20 protein-coding genes are annotated in these 16,119 nt (G+C 63.0%); 14 read left to right on the forward strand and 6 right to left on the reverse strand.

Translation table 11 applies throughout. From position 1 onward, the window contains the following. The first annotated feature begins 155 nt into the window (after positions 1-155). The gene (locus tag E1956_RS25510) at positions 156-359 is read left to right on the forward strand and encodes a CPCC family cysteine-rich protein (RefSeq protein ID WP_133193506.1); all 204 of its coding nucleotides are present in this window, start codon (positions 156-158) and stop codon (positions 357-359) included. Positions 360-408: 49 nt separating this feature from the next. On the opposite strand, the gene E1956_RS25515 is transcribed toward E1956_RS25510, so the two are convergent. The 3 genes from E1956_RS25515 to E1956_RS46680 all read right to left on the reverse strand — a co-directional run bounded on the left by E1956_RS25515 (position 409) and on the right by E1956_RS46680 (position 1,359). Next, positions 409-633: a SymE family type I addiction module toxin gene (locus E1956_RS25515; RefSeq protein ID WP_134754030.1), complete on the reverse strand. Its 225-nt coding sequence runs from the start codon at positions 631-633 to the stop codon at positions 409-411. Between the two features lie 385 nt (positions 634-1,018). Next, on the reverse strand, positions 1,019-1,195 hold the full coding sequence (locus E1956_RS46270) for a hypothetical protein (protein ID WP_167760109.1): 177 nt from the start codon (positions 1,193-1,195) through the stop codon (positions 1,019-1,021). A 14-nt stretch (positions 1,196-1,209) separates the two neighbouring features. After that, on the reverse strand, positions 1,210-1,359 hold the full coding sequence (locus tag E1956_RS46680; protein WP_197732868.1) for a hypothetical protein: 150 nt from the start codon (positions 1,357-1,359) through the stop codon (positions 1,210-1,212). A gap of 368 nt (positions 1,360-1,727) precedes the next feature. Between E1956_RS46680 and E1956_RS46685 the strand changes: the two genes are divergently transcribed. The 9 genes from E1956_RS46685 (at position 1,728) to E1956_RS25550 (ending at position 8,253) form a co-directional block, all read left to right on the forward strand. Further along, positions 1,728-2,912: a CHC2 zinc finger domain-containing protein gene (locus E1956_RS46685; protein ID WP_134754032.1), complete on the forward strand. Its 1,185-nt coding sequence runs from the start codon at positions 1,728-1,730 to the stop codon at positions 2,910-2,912. A 98-nt stretch (positions 2,913-3,010) separates the two neighbouring features. Then, positions 3,011-3,502, forward strand: coding sequence for a hypothetical protein (locus E1956_RS46690; RefSeq protein ID WP_197732869.1), 492 nt, complete (start codon positions 3,011-3,013; stop codon positions 3,500-3,502). Next, the gene (locus E1956_RS46695) at positions 3,496-3,831 is read left to right on the forward strand and encodes a hypothetical protein (RefSeq protein WP_197732870.1); all 336 of its coding nucleotides are present in this window, start codon (positions 3,496-3,498) and stop codon (positions 3,829-3,831) included. Before E1956_RS46690 ends, E1956_RS46695 begins: the two co-directional genes overlap by 7 nt. Further along, entirely contained in the window at positions 3,800-4,768 is a 969-nt protein-coding gene (locus tag E1956_RS46700; RefSeq protein WP_197732871.1) for a hypothetical protein, read from the forward strand. The genes E1956_RS46695 and E1956_RS46700 overlap by 32 nt, the downstream gene beginning before the upstream one ends. Further along, a complete protein-coding gene (locus tag E1956_RS47345; protein ID WP_167760110.1) occupies positions 4,765-5,601 on the forward strand; it encodes a tyrosine-type recombinase/integrase in 837 nt (278 codons plus the stop codon). The genes E1956_RS46700 and E1956_RS47345 overlap by 4 nt, the downstream gene beginning before the upstream one ends. Continuing rightward, positions 5,523-5,933: a tyrosine-type recombinase/integrase gene (locus E1956_RS47350; protein ID WP_252120251.1), complete on the forward strand. Its 411-nt coding sequence runs from the start codon at positions 5,523-5,525 to the stop codon at positions 5,931-5,933. The genes E1956_RS47345 and E1956_RS47350 overlap by 79 nt, the downstream gene beginning before the upstream one ends. 731 nt (positions 5,934-6,664) lie before the next feature. Next, the gene (locus tag E1956_RS25540) at positions 6,665-6,886 is read left to right on the forward strand and encodes a hypothetical protein (protein WP_134754034.1); all 222 of its coding nucleotides are present in this window, start codon (positions 6,665-6,667) and stop codon (positions 6,884-6,886) included. A 298-nt stretch (positions 6,887-7,184) separates the two neighbouring features. Next, on the forward strand, positions 7,185-7,892 hold the full coding sequence (locus tag E1956_RS25545) for a hypothetical protein (protein ID WP_134754036.1): 708 nt from the start codon (positions 7,185-7,187) through the stop codon (positions 7,890-7,892). A 157-nt stretch (positions 7,893-8,049) separates the two neighbouring features. After that, the gene (locus E1956_RS25550) at positions 8,050-8,253 is read left to right on the forward strand and encodes a CPCC family cysteine-rich protein (RefSeq protein ID WP_133193506.1); all 204 of its coding nucleotides are present in this window, start codon (positions 8,050-8,052) and stop codon (positions 8,251-8,253) included. A 49-nt stretch (positions 8,254-8,302) separates the two neighbouring features. Here E1956_RS25550 and E1956_RS25555 read toward each other — a convergent pair whose 3' ends face one another. From E1956_RS25555 to E1956_RS25560, 3 genes are all read right to left on the reverse strand, one after another. Beyond that, the gene (locus E1956_RS25555; protein ID WP_134754030.1) at positions 8,303-8,527 is read right to left on the reverse strand and encodes a SymE family type I addiction module toxin; all 225 of its coding nucleotides are present in this window, start codon (positions 8,525-8,527) and stop codon (positions 8,303-8,305) included. 382 nt (positions 8,528-8,909) lie between these two features. Further along, a complete protein-coding gene (locus E1956_RS46280; protein WP_167760109.1) occupies positions 8,910-9,086 on the reverse strand; it encodes a hypothetical protein in 177 nt (58 codons plus the stop codon). Positions 9,087-9,100: 14 nt separating this feature from the next. Beyond that, positions 9,101-9,490, reverse strand: coding sequence for a helix-turn-helix domain-containing protein (locus tag E1956_RS25560; protein ID WP_335930006.1), 390 nt, complete (start codon positions 9,488-9,490; stop codon positions 9,101-9,103). Between the two features lie 134 nt (positions 9,491-9,624). On the opposite strand from E1956_RS25560, the gene E1956_RS25565 reads away from it, so the two are divergent. The 4 genes from E1956_RS25565 (at position 9,625) to E1956_RS47505 (ending at position 16,114) form a co-directional block, all read left to right on the forward strand. Next, positions 9,625-12,669, forward strand: a complete 3,045-nt coding sequence (locus tag E1956_RS25565) for a CHC2 zinc finger domain-containing protein (protein ID WP_134754040.1) — start codon at positions 9,625-9,627, stop codon at positions 12,667-12,669. A gap of 30 nt (positions 12,670-12,699) precedes the next feature. Then, positions 12,700-13,833: a site-specific tyrosine recombinase XerC gene (xerC, locus tag E1956_RS25570; protein ID WP_256377783.1), complete on the forward strand. Its 1,134-nt coding sequence runs from the start codon at positions 12,700-12,702 to the stop codon at positions 13,831-13,833. Positions 13,834-14,643: 810 nt separating this feature from the next. Beyond that, positions 14,644-14,778 (forward strand): hypothetical protein, encoded by a 135-nt coding sequence (locus E1956_RS47410; RefSeq protein ID WP_256377784.1) that lies wholly within the window; start codon positions 14,644-14,646, stop codon positions 14,776-14,778. Between the two features lie 298 nt (positions 14,779-15,076). Continuing rightward, positions 15,077-16,114 (forward strand): hypothetical protein, encoded by a 1,038-nt coding sequence (locus E1956_RS47505; protein ID WP_197732872.1) that lies wholly within the window; start codon positions 15,077-15,079, stop codon positions 16,112-16,114. Positions 16,115-16,119: the final 5 nt, after the last annotated feature.

Consider the following 16,119-nt stretch of genomic DNA (forward strand, 5'->3'; position numbering starts at 1 on the left):
AATCCCCCGCCCGGAACGCTGATCAAGACGCGGCCGAATGGCGATACGTTGTACTATGATCCGGCGACGAATACTTTTGCGTCAAAGACTATAGGTGGGGCACCAAAAACAATGTTCAAGCCGTCGGCTGGAATGGATTATTGGAATCGACAGTAATGCAAGAGAAAGAAGACCGCTTCCCGTGTCCGTGCTGCAATAGCCTCACGCTTAGTGGGCGCGGAGACTATGAGATATGCGAAGTATGTGGCTGGGAGGATGACCCCGTGCAGTCCGACGATCCTACGTTCGCGGGAGGTGCGAATCAAAGCAGCCTGAACGAGGCGCGAGCGCGTTGGCAAGCAAAGAGAGGTAAAGCGTAGTAACAACAATAAACCCGGCTGCGGCCGGGTTTATTGTTTGTAGTGCTGTTCAATCGTGCGTGATGACGAGCCTGCCGTGGTGGACCTCGATCCTCACGCGCTGTCCTGCCTCGAAGCCGGCGAGTTCAAGCCACCGCCCCGAGAGCTTGATCCACGGATAAAGCGGTGGCGCGTTGCGGGTCCGCGCATTGATGCGCCGGTATCGCAGCGACTGCTGGATGGTTACATGCCGCTCGGGATGGGCGGTCAATGCATTAAGATTGGCGTCAGCCATGATCAGTTCCTCCGGGGAGCTGGTGGTGGTCAGCGGGCCGTGGGTGTTGGCGCACTCACGGCCCGCGCTTCGTTTACGCGGTTGAGCGTTCGGTCCGTCGCCTGCGAAGGGGGGCAACAAGCTGTTCGGTCATGGCGAGCAGGAAGAAGCCCCAGACGATGGCGGCGTAGCACCAGAAGCTGTCGAGGTTCTTGAGCCAGATGAACTGCGAGGAGCCGAAGATGCCAAGCAGCGCGAGCGCAAAAAGGATGGCGGAGACGTATGGGAAAAGTACCCAGTTCCAGCGGATGTACGCTTCAGCGTGCAGCTCGCCGATAAAGATATAGGCGAAAGCGGCGATGCCGCCGGACCAGAAGGCCTTCAGGATAAAAATCAGAAAGAAGAGCTATGTCTGGGTGCGCATTGGCAGGTCATCGGGGATGTCGAGCCAGGTGGCGCCATCGAGCGTGATCTGCGGGCCGGTGACGAGGAAGTAGGCAACAACGAGCATGGGCCATGCCAGGATCTTGGAGAGATCCTGGAGGCTCTTTACATCGGTGAGCTTGGGCATCAGGTCTGTCATACGGACTCACGTTCCTATCGGCTTCGGGTTGATGTGCGGCGATGGGCTGCGGTTGAGGTGTCGGCGGTGCGCAGCGAGTCCCAGCGTCTCGTCTGGTACTTGATGATCAGGCTCTCGACGACTTCCTTGACCACGGCACGCTCCTCGTCGGAGAGCTGCTGCACGGCCTCGAACTGCAGGGCAAGGTCATCGGAGGGCGCACGCTCTCCATCCTCAAAAAGTAGCCAGTCAGTGGAGATTGCAAAGGTTCTTGCGATCTTGCGCAGCGCTTCGCCGAAGGTTCTGAAGAACCCGCCTCGTAGCGCTTGACCTGCTGGACGTGAATCCCGGTGGCATCAGCCCCTGCTGTGTAAGGCCCTGTTCTTGCGTAGCGAAATCAGGCGGGCAGAGAAGCTCATCGCATCGAACTCAATATGAAGTGACGCCATGATGGTAAGCCTCCGGTTTGCTGCGCCTTGACGGTTGAAACATTATAGGTACTAAAATAGTATACACAAAGTGACTTGACAGGTTTTAGCCGAAAGGATGATTCATGCCCCGGATTCCGCAGGACGAACTGGAAAGGTTGAAGCGCGAGGTGTCGCTGGTGCGGCTGATCGAATCGCAGGGGCACCAGCTCAAAAAGCGTGGCCGCGACTGGGTGATGCGCTGCGTGTTCCACGAGGAGGACACCCCGAGCCTGAGCGTGTCGGAGTCGAAGAACGTGTGGCACTGCTTCGGGTGCGGGGCGTCGGGCACGGTGCTGGACTGGGTCATGGAGACGCAGGGCGTGAGCCTGCCGCACGCGGTGCAGCTGCTGCGCAACGATGCGCCGCTCGATGGCGCGGCAAAGGTGGGTGTGGCCCGCTCACACGTGCGGCACCTTCCCTCTTTAGCCGCCGATGCCGATGAGGCCTCGCTGTTGCGCGAGGTGGCCGACGCGTACCACGCGACACTCAAACAGAGTCCGGAGGCGCTGGACTATCTCACGCAGCGCGCACTGGTGCATGGCGAGCTGGTCGACACGTTCCGGCTCGGGTACGCGAACAAGAGCCTGACCTACCGGCTGCCGCCGGGGCACTCGAAGGAAGGCCGCGAGGTGCGCGCGAAGCTGCAGGGCGTGGGTGTGTACCGCGCCTCGGGCCATGAGCACCTGAACGGGTGCCTGGTGGTGCCGGTACTGGACCTTGAGACGGGCGCGGTGCGTCAGATGTACGGTCGGCGCATCGCGGCGGGTCACAAGATCCCGGCGGGCCAGCCGAAGCACCTTTACCTGTCGCTGCCGCTCGCGGGCGTGTGGAACGAGGTGGCGCTGGTGGCGAGCCGCGAGGTGATCGTATGCGAGGCGCTGATCGATGCGATGACGTTCTGGTGCGCGGGCCATCGCAACGTGATCGCGGCGTATGGCGTGAACGGCTTTACGCAGGATCATTGGGCGGCACTGAAGCATCACGGCACGCGTGCGGTATGGATTGCGTACGACCGCGACGACGCAGGCAATGCGGCTGCGGAAAAGCTCGGCACGGAACTGCGCGAAGCGGGCATCGAGACATGGCGCGTGCTGCTGCCAAAAGGGCTGGACGTCAACGAGTACGCGAGGAAGGTGACGCCGGCAGAAAAGAGCATGGGCGTGCTGCTGCACGGGCCGAATGGATCGGCAAGGGGCGCAGGCCTGCGGTCCCTGTTGAGCCGGTGGACGTTGAAGAAAATAAGGATGCCGAACCAGCTCCTTCTTTAGCCGCCATCGCCGCGCCTGACGAACCGGAAACGCAGACCGGAGCGCAGGCGGCGAAGGACGAGCCGCCGCCACCGTTGCCGCAGGCCGATGACGTACAGATGAGCGAGACGGCGGGCGGCGAACTGCTGTTCACGTTCGGCGAGCGTACCTGGCGCGTGCGCGGCTGGCAAAAGAACCTGGGCCCGGAGCAGATGCGCGTGAATGCGCAGGTGCGCCGCGGCGAGCATTACCACGTGGATACGCTGGACGTGTACAGCGCGAAGGCGCGCGGGCTGTACCTGAAGGCGGCGGCGGTCGAGCTCGGTTCGCAGGAGGACACGCTCAAGCGCGATCTGGGACGCGTGCTGCTGAAGCTCGAAGCGTTGCAGGACGAGGCGATCCGGGCAACGCTCGCGCCGAAGGACAAGCCCGCAGTCGAGCTCGACGCGCTCGAGCACGCGGCGGCGCTGGACTGGCTGAAAGCGCCGGACCGGTGGCGCGGCTCGAGGCGGACATGGCGCGCTGCGGCGTGGTGGGCGAAGCGACGAACCTGCTGGCTGGGTATCTGGCGGCGGTATCTCGCAAGCTCGATGCACCGCTCGCGGTGCTGATCCAGTCGAGCAGCGCAGCCGGTAAAAGCTCGCTGATGGATGCCGTTCTGGACCTGATGCCGGAAGAGGAACGCATCCAGTACAGCGCGATGACGGGCCAGAGCCTGTTCTACCTGGGCGAGACGGACCTGCAACACAGGATACTGGCGATCGCTGAGGAAGAAGGCGTGAGGCAGGCGGCGTATGCGCTCAAGCTGCTGCAAAGCGATGGGGAGCTGACGATTGCGAGCACGGGCAAGGACGAGGCGACGGGGAACGGTGACGAAGCAGTATCGTGTGCAGGGTCCGGTGATGCTGATGCTGACGACGACGGCCATCGATGTCGATGAGGAGTTGCTGAACCGGTGTCTGGTGCTGACGATCAACGAGAGCCGGGAGCAGACGAAGCAGATTCACGCGATGCAGCGGGCGAAACAGACGCTCGAAGGGTTGCTGGCCGGGACGGAGCGCTCGCACATCGTTGAACTGCACCGCAACGTGCAGCGGCTGCTCAGGCCGGTTCATGTGGTGAATCCGTATGCAGAACAGTTGACGTTCATGGACGACAGGACGCGCACGCGGCGCGATCATATGAAATACCTGACGCTGATCCGCGCGGTTGCGCTGCTGCACCAGTACCAGCGCGAGCACAGGACGGTGATGCATCGCGGCGAGACGCTGACGTACATCGAGGTAACGAAGGCGGACATTGCGCTGGCGAACCGGATCGCGCATGAGGTGCTGGGGCGCACACTGGACGAGTTGCCGCCGCAGACGCGACGGCTGCTGAAGCTGGTTCATGCGATGGTGCTGGAGCGCAGCCAGAAAGAGCACGTCAAGCCGCGCGAGGTGCGCTTCACGCGGCGCGAGATACGGGAATTCACGCGCTGGAGCGATAACCAGCTGAAGGTCCATTGCCTGCGCCTGGTCGAGCAGGAATACCTGCTCGCGCATGGCGGCCATCATGGACGCCTGCAATTCTATGAACTGGCATACGACGGTGCGGCAGACGATGAGCCGCGACTTGCGGGGCTGATTGATGCTGAAATCCTCGACAACGATGAACGAAAGTTGGGGTCTGGAAAGCTAAGGTTGGCCCAAAGTTGGCCTATGGTTGGGGCAAAGTTGGGGGATGGTTGGGGTGGGCAAGGCACCCCGGGAGCCTTGCCGGATGGGGCTGAGCCGGAAAGCGAAGCGGAAACTGGCGCGAACGCGGTATACGTGGAGAAAAACGAAGCCACCGAACGCCATCGTACTTGTGCCCGTATTGTTAAGGATGCCGAATGAGAAAGAAGGGGGCACCCCGCGCACCGCGCCCGGTGATTGGGGCGGCGGATGACCCGCACAGCCTGTATCACGAGATGAAGCGGCATCTCGAATGGCTGCTCACGCGCAACTACAGCGTGGAGTCGATCCGACTGAAGGAAGGGTATCTGCGCCAGTTCATCCAGTGGTGCGATGAGCGGGGCGTGGGCCGGCCGCAGGAGGTCACGCGTGCAGTGCTGGAGCGGTATCAGCGGCATCTGTACCTGTACCGCAAGAAGGATGGCCAGCCGCTCTCGGGGTATGCGCAGCACCAGCGGCTGACGCCGATCCGGGTGTGGTTCCGGTGGCTGGTGCGGCAGCACCGTATCCTCTCGAACCCGGCGGCGGACCTGGAGATGCCGCGCATCGAGCAGCGGCTACCCCGGCACATCCTGTCGGTGCCGGAGGCCGAACAGATCCTTGCGGTGCCGGATGTGACGAGCGCGATGGGCCTGCGTGACCGTGCGATCACGGAGACGCTGTACAGCACAGGAATCCGGCGGCTGGAGCTGGTGAGCCTGGAGGTTCACGACATCGACCACGAGCGCGGCACGCTGATGGTGCGTGAGGGCAAGGGCAAACGCGACCGCATGGTGCCGGTAGGCGATCGTGCGCTGGCGTGGATCAGGAAATATCTGGATGAAGTGAGGCCGCAACTGATGCTGGGCGATGACAACCCGGCGCTGTTCCTGTCGATCGGGGCGAGGCAATCGGCGCAACGCCGCTGGGGCATCTGGTGCGGGAGTACATCAGGCGCTCGGGTTTGCAGAAGAGCGGCGCGTGCCACCTGTTCCGTCACACGATGGCGACGCTGATGCTGGAGAACGGCGCGGATGTGCGCTTCGTGCAGGCGATGCTGGGTCATGCGGACCTGAAGACGACGCAGGTCTATACGCATGTGGCGATCCGTGCGCTCAAGGAGATTCACACGGCGACGCATCCGGCGCGGCTGGAGCGTGCTGGCGAGACAACGGAGCAGAAGGTGACACGGCTCAGGCAGCACGAGTACATCGAGTCGAGCCGACGCCTGTTCGGGATGGCTGAGTCAAGAAAGCCCTCAGTCACTGACGCGCCAGATGATACGGCAGTGGACGGTGACGCGCCGTGTTTAAACTCCAGCGTGCCTGTCGGCCCGAAGGAGAAGTAAGGTCCAGCGGCCTGCGGCCGGAGATGCACGAGGGCCGGGGGTAAATCCAGCATTGCCCGTCATCCCTTCGGAATGCCAGGCAATGCTGGATTCAACATAACGTTTGGCAATTAGCAAACTCCGGCATGCGCCGGAGTTCGCCAATTGACGTTATGTCTGGCGCCCCCGGCCCGGTCAGTGCTGCGCAAGGGGAAGTCAGTGGCCGCGTCGCGGCCATGGACCTGGTGCACGAGAAAGACAAGGTTAGCGCGCTGCGCGCGGGAACGAAGGGCCCCGCCCACCCGGGGTCTGCTGCGCGCGGGCTGCGGCCGCTGCGCGTCCTCCGCTCCGTGCTCGCAGCCGCCCCTGCCCGTCCGCCCCCGAGGGCTCCCTGATGAGCCGCCTGCGGCGGAAGACAACCCCCACGACAAAACCCAAAAACCAAAGCGCGGTTCGTCATGCGGTGCAAGCCGCCGTGTCGTCTTGCACCGCATGGCCGAGCGTCTAACACCATCCACCGTCAAGGCTGCCCCTTCGGGCGCGCGTTGCGCGGCCTTGACGGGTTCAGTGCCGGACCTGCTGCGAAGGTGGTCGGGGGACTCGCACTGCTGGCCTGGTGAGTGTAACGCCGTGCTCGCCACGTCAAGGGTTCGCTGCGCCGGGCTGCGCCCGCCCTTGACGTGTCTGCGCGCGGCGTTGGTTGGGAGGGGCCAGCAGCGCAAGTCAGGCGCTGGGCGAACAGGAGAAACGCAATGGAAATCGTGCTGAAGGTGGACAGGCAGTTCAGCGAGATGTGCGAGAGCGCGGGCACGCGGCCGGAGGTGGTGCTCAAGTGCTTCATGTGGGATGTGATGATCGCAGGCGAAGGGGCGCGGCCGGAAGCGGGCAATAGCGTGATGGAGCAGTTGCGGGAGTATGCCGGGGGCTACTTCCTGCGGCTGAACTTCCCTGAGCGGTACGTGCAACAGGAGTAGTAAGCGGTATGGGGGCCGGCGCAGCCGGCCCTTCGGTACACACAGGCAGTCGTGTTGATGGAGCAGAGGTATACGTCGGCCCTGTTCCGCCGTGTTTGCCGTCGGCCTTCGGCCGCCGTCAAACCCGGCGGGAAATTGGGATGGACGCAAAGCGATCTCTGGCAGACTGCGCCTCCAGATCAAAACCCGCGTCTGGGCAAAAAAATTGCATCTCGAAGGCCACGTCATGGCGAAGCGGTTTGCAGGTTGTTGATGCATCAGGGAAAAACTGGCATCGACAACGGCGCGCGCGTCGGGTGTGAGTATCGGGGCGTATGCGGATGCGAAGCGCGCGGATGCGCTGGATGCGGCGAAAACGGCCTACAAGAATGGAGACCTCGACGGGGCGACGGCGGCGCTCGCCAGCTTCGATTCGTGGAGTGAAGGAGGCGATGCACGAGCGGGCCTGCACCTCGCGGGCGGTGCGCTGATCGGCGGCCTGGGTGGCGGTAGCGCGTTCTCAACCATAGGCGGTGCAGCAGGGGCAGCGCTATCCTCGAAGCTGGCTGACCAGATGAAAGCGTTCAGCGACTCGGTGTCGGGCGCGACGGGTTCATCGCTGATCGGCAACCTGGCCGGGAATATCGCTTCGGGTCTTGCGGGCGCAGCGGTCGGTGGCACGGCGGGCGCCGCAACAGGGTCCAACGTGAACCTGTACAACGCGGCGAACGACAAGAACGACACCGAGGCGAAGAAGGAGGCGCAGGAGCTGAAGCAGGCGCTCGACAAGGAGCGAGCGATGCTGGGCCAGGCTGGAGCCAAGGTGCCATCGGGTGCCCAGGCCGCAACGGTGCCTTCGACGGCGCTGGCTGCGGGGCTGCGGCAGGTGGCAAGAGCACATTCTGGTCTTCCACAAAGGACAAGACGCCTGTTGAGAATGCCTACAGTCACTCAACCAAGCACGGAGATGAGTTCCCTGCGTATCAAAACTCAGTGCAGTATGTTCAAGGCGCACAGGACTTCGTGAACAATCCCCCGCCCGGAACGCTGATCAAGACGCGGCCGAATGGCGATACGTTGTACTATGATCCGGCGACGAATACTTTTGCGTCAAAGACTATAGGTGGGGCACCAAAAACAATGTTCAAGCCGTCGGCTGGAATGGATTATTGGAATCGACAGTAATGCAAGAGAAAGAAGACCGCTTCCCGTGTCCGTGCTGCAATAGCCTCACGCTTAGTGGGCGCGGAGACTATGAGATATGCGAAGTATGTGGCTGGGAGGATGACCCCGTGCAGTCCGACGATCCTACGTTCGCGGGAGGTGCGAATCAAAGCAGCCTGAACGAGGCGCGAGCGCGTTGGCAAGCAAAGAGAGGTAAAGCGTAGTAACAACAATAAACCCGGCTGCGGCCGGGTTTATTGTTTGTAGTGCTGTTCAATCGTGCGTGATGACGAGCCTGCCGTGGTGGACCTCGATCCTCACGCGCTGTCCTGCCTCGAAGCCGGCGAGTTCAAGCCACCGCCCCGAGAGCTTGATCCACGGATAAAGCGGTGGCGCGTTGCGGGTCCGCGCATTGATGCGCCGGTATCGCAGCGACTGCTGGATGGTTACATGCCGCTCGGGATGGGCGGTCAATGCATTAAGATTGGCGTCAGCCATGATCAGTTCCTCCGGGGAGCTGGTGGTGGTCAGCGGGCCGTGGGTGTTGGCGCACTCACGGCCCGCGCTTCGTTTACGCGGTTGAGCGTTCGGTCCGTCGCCTGCGAAGGGGCAACAAGCTGTTCGGTCATGGCGAGCAGGAAGAAGCCCCAGACGATGGCGGCGTAGCACCAGAAGCTGTCGAGGTTCTTGAGCCAGATGAACTGCGAGGAGCCGAAGATGCCAAGCAGCGCGAGCGCAAAAAGGATGGCGGAGACGTATGGGAAAAGTACCCAGTTCCAGCGGATGTACGCTTCAGCGTGCAGCTCGCCGATAAAGATATAGGCGAAAGCGGCGATGCCGCCGGACCAGAAGGCCTTCAGGATAAAATCAGAAAGAAGAGCTATGTCTGGGTGCGCATTGGCAGGTCATCGGGGATGTCGAGCCAGGTGGCGCCATCGAGCGTGATCTGCGGGCCGGTGACGAGGAAGTAGGCAACAACGAGCATGGGCCATGCCAGGATCTTGGAGAGATCCTGGAGGCTCTTTACATCGGTGAGCTTGGGCATCAGGTCTGTCATACGGACTCACGTTCCTATCGGCTTCGGGTTGATGTGCGGCGATGGGCTGCGGTTGAGGTGTCGGCGGTGCGCAGCGAGTCCCAGCGTCTCGTCTGGTACTTGATGATCAGGCTCTCGACGACTTCCTTGACCACGGCACGCTCCTCGTCGGAGAGCTGCTGCACGGCCTCGAACTGCAGGGCAAGGTCATCGGAGGGCGCACGCTCTCCATCCTCAAAAAGTAGCCAGTCAGTGGAGATTGCAAAGGTTCTTGCGATCTTGCGCAGCGCTTCGGCCGAAGGTTCTGAAGAACCCGCCTCGTAGCGCTTGACCTGCTGGACGTGAATCCCGGTGGCATCGGCCAGCCCCTGCTGTGTAAGGCCCCTGTTCTTGCGTAGCGAAATCAGGCGGGCAGAGAAGCTCATCGCATCGAACTCAATATGAAGTGACGCCATGATGGTAAGCCTCCGGTTTGCTGCGCCTTGACGGTTGAAACATTATAGGTACTAAAATAGTATACACAAAGTGACTTGACAGGTTTTAGCCGAAAGGATGATTCATGCCCCGGATTCCGCAGGACGAACTGGAAAGGTTGAAGCGCGAGGTGTCGCTGGTGCGGCTGATCGAATCGCAGGGGCACCAGCTCAAAAAGCGTGGCCGCGACTGGGTGATGCGCTGCGTGTTCCACGAGGAGGACACCCCGAGCCTGAGCGTGTCGGAGTCGAAGAACGTGTGGCACTGCTTCGGGTGCGGGGCGTCGGGCACGGTGCTGGACTGGGTCATGGAGACGCAGGGCGTGAGCCTGCCGCACGCGGTGCAGCTGCTGCGCAACGATGCGCCGCTCGATGGCGCGGCAAAGGTGGGTGTGGCCCGCTCACACGTGCGGCACCTTCCCTCTTTAGCCGCCGATGCCGATGAGGCCTCGCTGTTGCGCGAGGTGGCCGACGCGTACCACGCGACACTCAAACAGAGTCCGGAGGCGCTGGACTATCTCACGCAGCGCGCACTGGTGCATGGCGAGCTGGTCGACACGTTCCGGCTCGGGTACGCGAACAAGAGCCTGACCTACCGGCTGCCGCCGGGGCACTCGAAGGAAGGCCGCGAGGTGCGCGCGAAGCTGCAGGGCGTGGGTGTGTACCGCGCCTCGGGCCATGAGCACCTGAACGGGTGCCTGGTGGTGCCGGTACTGGACCTTGAGACGGGCGCGGTGCGTCAGATGTACGGTCGGCGCATCGCGGCGGGTCACAAGATCCCGGCGGGCCAGCCGAAGCACCTTTACCTGTCGCTGCCGCTCGCGGGCGTGTGGAACGAGGTGGCGCTGGTGGCGAGCCGCGAGGTGATCGTATGCGAGGCGCTGATCGATGCGATGACGTTCTGGTGCGCGGGCCATCGCAACGTGATCGCGGCGTATGGCGTGAACGGCTTTACGCAGGATCATTGGGCGGCACTGAAGCATCACGGCACGCGTGCGGTATGGATTGCGTACGACCGCGACGACGCAGGCAATGCGGCTGCGGAAAAGCTCGGCACGGAACTGCGCGAAGCGGGCATCGAGACATGGCGCGTGCTGCTGCCAAAAGGGCTGGACGTCAACGAGTACGCGAGGAAGGTGACGCCGGCAGAAAAGAGCCTGGGCGTGCTGCTGCACCAGGCCGAATGGATCGGCAAGGGGCGCAGGCCTGCGGTCCCTGTTGAGCCGGTGGACGTTGAAGAAAATAAGGATGCCGAACCAGCTCCTTCTTTAGCCGCCATCGCCGCGCCTGACGAACCGGAAACGCAGACCGGAGCGCAGGCGGCGAAGGACGAGCCGCCGCCACCGTTGCCGCAGGCCGATGACGTACAGATGAGCGAGACGGCGGGCGGCGAACTGCTGTTCACGTTCGGCGAGCGTACCTGGCGCGTGCGCGGCTGGCAAAAGAACCTGGGCCCGGAGCAGATGCGCGTGAATGCGCAGGTGCGCCGCGGCGAGCATTACCACGTGGATACGCTGGACGTGTACAGCGCGAAGGCGCGCGGGCTGTACCTGAAGGCGGCGGCGGTCGAGCTCGGTTCGCAGGAGGACACGCTCAAGCGCGATCTGGGACGCGTGCTGCTGAAGCTCGAAGCGTTGCAGGACGAGGCGATCCGGGCAACGCTCGCGCCGAAGGACAAGCCCGCAGTCGAGCTCGACGCGCTCGAGCACGCGGCGGCGCTGGACTGGCTGAAAGCGCCGGACCTGGTGGCGCGGCTCGAGGCGGACATGGCGCGCTGCGGCGTGGTGGGCGAAGCGACGAACCTGCTGGCTGGGTATCTGGCGGCGGTATCTCGCAAGCTCGATGCACCGCTCGCGGTGCTGATCCAGTCGAGCAGCGCAGCCGGTAAAAGCTCGCTGATGGATGCCGTTCTGGACCTGATGCCGGAAGAGGAACGCATCCAGTACAGCGCGATGACGGGCCAGAGCCTGTTCTACCTGGGCGAGACGGACCTGCAACACAGGATACTGGCGATCGCTGAGGAAGAAGGCGTGAGGCAGGCGGCGTATGCGCTCAAGCTGCTGCAAAGCGATGGGGAGCTGACGATTGCGAGCACGGGCAAGGACGAGGCGACGGGGAACCTGGTGACGAAGCAGTATCGTGTGCAGGGTCCGGTGATGCTGATGCTGACGACGACGGCCATCGATGTCGATGAGGAGTTGCTGAACCGGTGTCTGGTGCTGACGATCAACGAGAGCCGGGAGCAGACGAAGCAGATTCACGCGATGCAGCGGGCGAAACAGACGCTCGAAGGGTTGCTGGCCGGGACGGAGCGCTCGCACATCGTTGAACTGCACCGCAACGTGCAGCGGCTGCTCAGGCCGGTTCATGTGGTGAATCCGTATGCAGAACAGTTGACGTTCATGGACGACAGGACGCGCACGCGGCGCGATCATATGAAATACCTGACGCTGATCCGCGCGGTTGCGCTGCTGCACCAGTACCAGCGCGAGCACAGGACGGTGATGCATCGCGGCGAGACGCTGACGTACATCGAGGTAACGAAGGCGGACATTGCGCTGGCGAACCGGATCGCGCATGAGGTGCTGGGGCGCACACTGGACGAGTTGCCGCCGCAGACGCGACGGCTGCTGAAGCTGGTTCATGCGATGGTGCTGGAGCGCAGCCAGAAAGAGCACGTCAAGCCGCGCGAGGTGCGCTTCACGCGGCGCGAGATACGGGAATTCACGCGCTGGAGCGATAACCAGCTGAAGGTCCATTGCCTGCGCACGGTCGAGCAGGAATACCTGCTCGCGCATGGCGGCCATCATGGACGCCTGCAATTCTATGAACTGGCATACGACGGTGCGGCAGACGATGAGCCGCGACTTGCGGGGCTGATTGATGCTGAAATCCTCGACAACGATGAACGAAAGTTGGGGTCTGGAAAGCTAAGGTTGGCCCAAAGTTGGCCTATGGTTGGGGCAAAGTTGGGGGATGGTTGGGGTGGGCAAGGCACCCCGGGAGCCTTGCCGGATGGGGCTGAGCCGGAAAGCGAAGCGGAAACTGGCGCGAACGCGGTATACGTGGAGAAAAACGAAGCCACCGAACGCCATCGTACTTGTGCCCGTATTGTTAAGGATGCCGAATGAGAAGAAGGGGCACCCCGCGCACCGCGCCCGGTGATTGGGGCGGCGGATGACCCGCACAGCCTGTATCACGAGATGAAGCGGCATCTCGAATGGCTGCTCACGCGCAACTACAGCGTGGAGTCGATCCGACTGAAGGAAGGGTATCTGCGCCAGTTCATCCAGTGGTGCGATGAGCGGGGCGTGGGCCGGCCGCAGGAGGTCACGCGTGCAGTGCTGGAGCGGTATCAGCGGCATCTGTACCTGTACCGCAAGAAGGATGGCCAGCCGCTCTCGGGGTATGCGCAGCACCAGCGGCTGACGCCGATCCGGGTGTGGTTCCGGTGGCTGGTGCGGCAGCACCGTATCCTCTCGAACCCGGCGGCGGACCTGGAGATGCCGCGCATCGAGCAGCGGCTACCCCGGCACATCCTGTCGGTGCCGGAGGCCGAACAGATCCTTGCGGTGCCGGATGTGACGAGCGCGATGGGCCTGCGTGACCGTGCGATCCTGGAGACGCTGTACAGCACAGGAATCCGGCGGCTGGAGCTGGTGAGCCTGGAGGTTCACGACATCGACCACGAGCGCGGCACGCTGATGGTGCGTGAGGGCAAGGGCAAACGCGACCGCATGGTGCCGGTAGGCGATCGTGCGCTGGCGTGGATCAGGAAATATCTGGATGAAGTGAGGCCGCAACTGATGCTGGGCGATGACAACCCGGCGCTGTTCCTGTCGATCCAGGGCGAGGCAATCGGCGCAACGCCGCTGGGGCATCTGGTGCGGGAGTACATCAGGCGCTCGGGTTTGCAGAAGAGCGGCGCGTGCCACCTGTTCCGTCACACGATGGCGACGCTGATGCTGGAGAACGGCGCGGATGTGCGCTTCGTGCAGGCGATGCTGGGTCATGCGGACCTGAAGACGACGCAGGTCTATACGCATGTGGCGATCCGTGCGCTCAAGGAGATTCACACGGCGACGCATCCGGCGCGGCTGGAGCGTGCTGGCGAGACAACGGAGCAGAAGGTGACACGGCTCAGGCAGCACGAGTACATCGAGTCGAGCCGACGCCTGTTCGGGATGGCTGAGTCAAGAAAGCCCTCAGTCACTGACGCGCCAGATGATACGGCAGTGGACGGTGACGCGCCGTGTTTAAACTCCAGCGTGCCTGTCGGCCCGAAGGAGAAGTAAGGTCCAGCGGCCTGCGGCCGGAGATGCACGAGGGCCGGGGGTAAATCCAGCATTGCCCGTCATCCCTTCGGAATGCCAGGCAATGCTGGATTCAACATAACGTTTGGCAATTAGCAAACTCCGGCATGCGCCGGAGTTCGCCAATTGACGTTATGTCTGGCGCCCCCGGCCCGGTCAGTGCTGCGCAAGGGGAAGTCAGTGGCCGCGTCGCGGCCATGGACCGTGCACGAGAAAGACAAGGTTAGCGCGCTGCGCGCGGGAACGAAGGGCCCCGCCCACCGGGGTCTGCTGCGCGCGGGCTGCGGCCGCTGCGCGTCCTCCGCTCCGTGCTCGCAGCCGCCCCTGCCCGTCCGCCCCGAGGGCTCCTGATGAGCCGCCTGCGGCGGAAGACAACCCCCACGACAAAACCCAAAAACCAAAGCGCGGTTCGTCATGCGGTGCAAGCCGCCGTGTCGTCTTGCACCGCATGGCCGAGCGTCTAACACCATCCACCGTCAAGGCTGCCCCTTCGGGCGCGCGTTGCGCGGCCTTGACGGGTTCAGTGCCGGACCTGCTGCGAAGGTGGTCGGGGGACTCGCACTGCTGGCCTGGTGAGTGTAACGCCGTGCTCGCCACGTCAAGGGTTCGCTGCGCCGGGCTGCGCCCGCCCTGACGTGTCTGCGCGCGGCGTTGGTTGGGAGGGCCAGCAGCGCAAGTCAGGCGCTGGGCGAACAGGAGAAACGCAATGGAAATCGTGCTGAAGGTGGACAGGCAGTTCAGCGAGATGTGCGAAGCGCGGGCACGCGGCCGGAGGTGGTGCTCAAGTGCTTCATGTGGGATGTGATGATCGCAGGCGAAGGGGCGCGGCCGGAAGCGGGCAATAGCGTGATGGAGCAGTTGCGGGAGTATGCCGGGGGCTACTTCCTGCGGCTGAACTTCCCTGAGCGGTACGTGCAACAGGAGTAGTAAGCGGTATGGGGGCCGGCGCAGCCGGCCCTTCGGTACACACAGGCAGTCGTGTTGATGGAGCAGAGGTATACGTCGGCCCTGTTCCGCCGTGTTTGCCGTCGGCCTTCGGCCGCCGTCAAACCCGGCGGGAAATTGGGATGGACGCAAAGCGATCTCTGGCAGACTGCGCCTCCAGATCAAAACCCGCGTCTGGGCAAAAAAATTGCATCTCGAAGGCCACGTCATGGCGAAGCGGTTTGCAGGTTGTTGATGCATCAGGGAAAAACTGGCATCGACAACGGCGCGCGCGTCGGGTGTGAGTATCGGGGCGTATGCGGACGAGAAGCGTGACGACGCGCTTGATGCGGCGAAAACAGCGCTGAAGAATGGCGATATGGACGGCGTGTCGGCGGCCCTGGCAGACTTCGACAACTGGACCGAAGGAGGCGACTCGCGCACGGCCCTGCACATTGCGGGCGGCGCTCTGATTGGCGGGCTGGGCGGGGGTAGCATTGGCACGGCGGCTGCCGGAGCGGCAGGCGCGGGTGTAGCATCGGCGTTTGCGGGCAAGCTGAACGGTCTGGCTGATGATATTGGTGGTGCGACCGGTTCGATGACAGCCGGAAATATAGCGGCGAACGTACTGGCTGGGCTGGGTGGCGCGCTGGTTGGAGGCGGTGCGGGTGCGGCGACGGCGTCGAATGCGGACCTGTATAACCGGAGCACCGGGAATGCGAACGGCCAGGGCGGCACGGGCAGCGAACTGGTGGATCGGGTATGGAATGCCGTTGTAGATACGGCAAATGATCCGTTGGGTGCGTTCAATCATGCGCTGAACAGCCTCATTCCTTCGCCGGGGCTGCAGCCGGAGGCGGACCCCAATCCGCTGGTTCAGGCGAACGACAACGGCAAGCCACCGGCCACGGGTGGGGCCGTGGTGACGCCATCGGTGGTTTGTACGCCCAACGCGGGTTGTGTGGTGGCGCCAGGAATGGCTACACCGGGAACGCCGGGGTACGTTCCGAACAACGCGACGCTGAATAGCGGCGACAACGGGACGGCCAAAAGCGGCAAAGATTCGGCGCAGCCAGTTACTGCTGACAACTTCTTCGACGGAGCTACGTACACGTCTAAGGTGCGCAATCAAGCGGCGTCAGGCGACTATCACGGGTTTCCTCAATCAGCAGACGCCTTCTCGGGCGAGGGAACTGTGCAGCCGATCACAGGTGGAGATGGTGTGGTTCGCTGGAAATTGACGATCCCAGGCTCATACAATGGAACATCTGGGGTATTTGAATACATTCGCAACCCGGACGGCACGATTAACCACCGGCTGTTCGTTCCGAATAAGTGATGTGC

Source organism: Paraburkholderia pallida, from assembly GCF_004524855.1.
Classification (GTDB): Bacteria; Pseudomonadota; Gammaproteobacteria; order Burkholderiales; family Burkholderiaceae; genus Paraburkholderia; species Paraburkholderia oxyphila.

Excerpts from the sequence above, each read along its gene's own strand:
- E1956_RS25510 (WP_133193506.1), top strand. The coding sequence starts at position 156 with ATGCAAGAGAAAGAAGACCGCTTCCCGTGTCCGTGCTGCAATAGCCTC.
- E1956_RS25515 (WP_134754030.1), bottom strand. The coding sequence starts at position 633 with ATGGCTGACGCCAATCTTAATGCATTGACCGCCCATCCCGAGCGGCAT.
- E1956_RS46270 (WP_167760109.1), bottom strand. The coding sequence starts at position 1,195 with ATGACAGACCTGATGCCCAAGCTCACCGATGTAAAGAGCCTCCAGGAT.
- E1956_RS46685 (WP_134754032.1), top strand. The coding sequence starts at position 1,728 with ATGCCCCGGATTCCGCAGGACGAACTGGAAAGGTTGAAGCGCGAGGTG.
- E1956_RS46690 (WP_197732869.1), top strand. The coding sequence starts at position 3,011 with ATGAGCGAGACGGCGGGCGGCGAACTGCTGTTCACGTTCGGCGAGCGT.
- E1956_RS46700 (WP_197732871.1), top strand. The coding sequence starts at position 3,800 with ATGCTGACGACGACGGCCATCGATGTCGATGAGGAGTTGCTGAACCGG.
- E1956_RS47345 (WP_167760110.1), top strand. The coding sequence starts at position 4,765 with ATGAGAAAGAAGGGGGCACCCCGCGCACCGCGCCCGGTGATTGGGGCG.
- E1956_RS25540 (WP_134754034.1), top strand. The coding sequence starts at position 6,665 with ATGGAAATCGTGCTGAAGGTGGACAGGCAGTTCAGCGAGATGTGCGAG.
- E1956_RS25550 (WP_133193506.1), top strand. The coding sequence starts at position 8,050 with ATGCAAGAGAAAGAAGACCGCTTCCCGTGTCCGTGCTGCAATAGCCTC.
- E1956_RS25555 (WP_134754030.1), bottom strand. The coding sequence starts at position 8,527 with ATGGCTGACGCCAATCTTAATGCATTGACCGCCCATCCCGAGCGGCAT.
- E1956_RS46280 (WP_167760109.1), bottom strand. The coding sequence starts at position 9,086 with ATGACAGACCTGATGCCCAAGCTCACCGATGTAAAGAGCCTCCAGGAT.
- E1956_RS25560 (WP_335930006.1), bottom strand. The coding sequence starts at position 9,490 with ATGAGCTTCTCTGCCCGCCTGATTTCGCTACGCAAGAACAGGGGCCTT.
- E1956_RS25565 (WP_134754040.1), top strand. The coding sequence starts at position 9,625 with ATGCCCCGGATTCCGCAGGACGAACTGGAAAGGTTGAAGCGCGAGGTG.
- E1956_RS47410 (WP_256377784.1), top strand. The coding sequence starts at position 14,644 with ATGTGGGATGTGATGATCGCAGGCGAAGGGGCGCGGCCGGAAGCGGGC.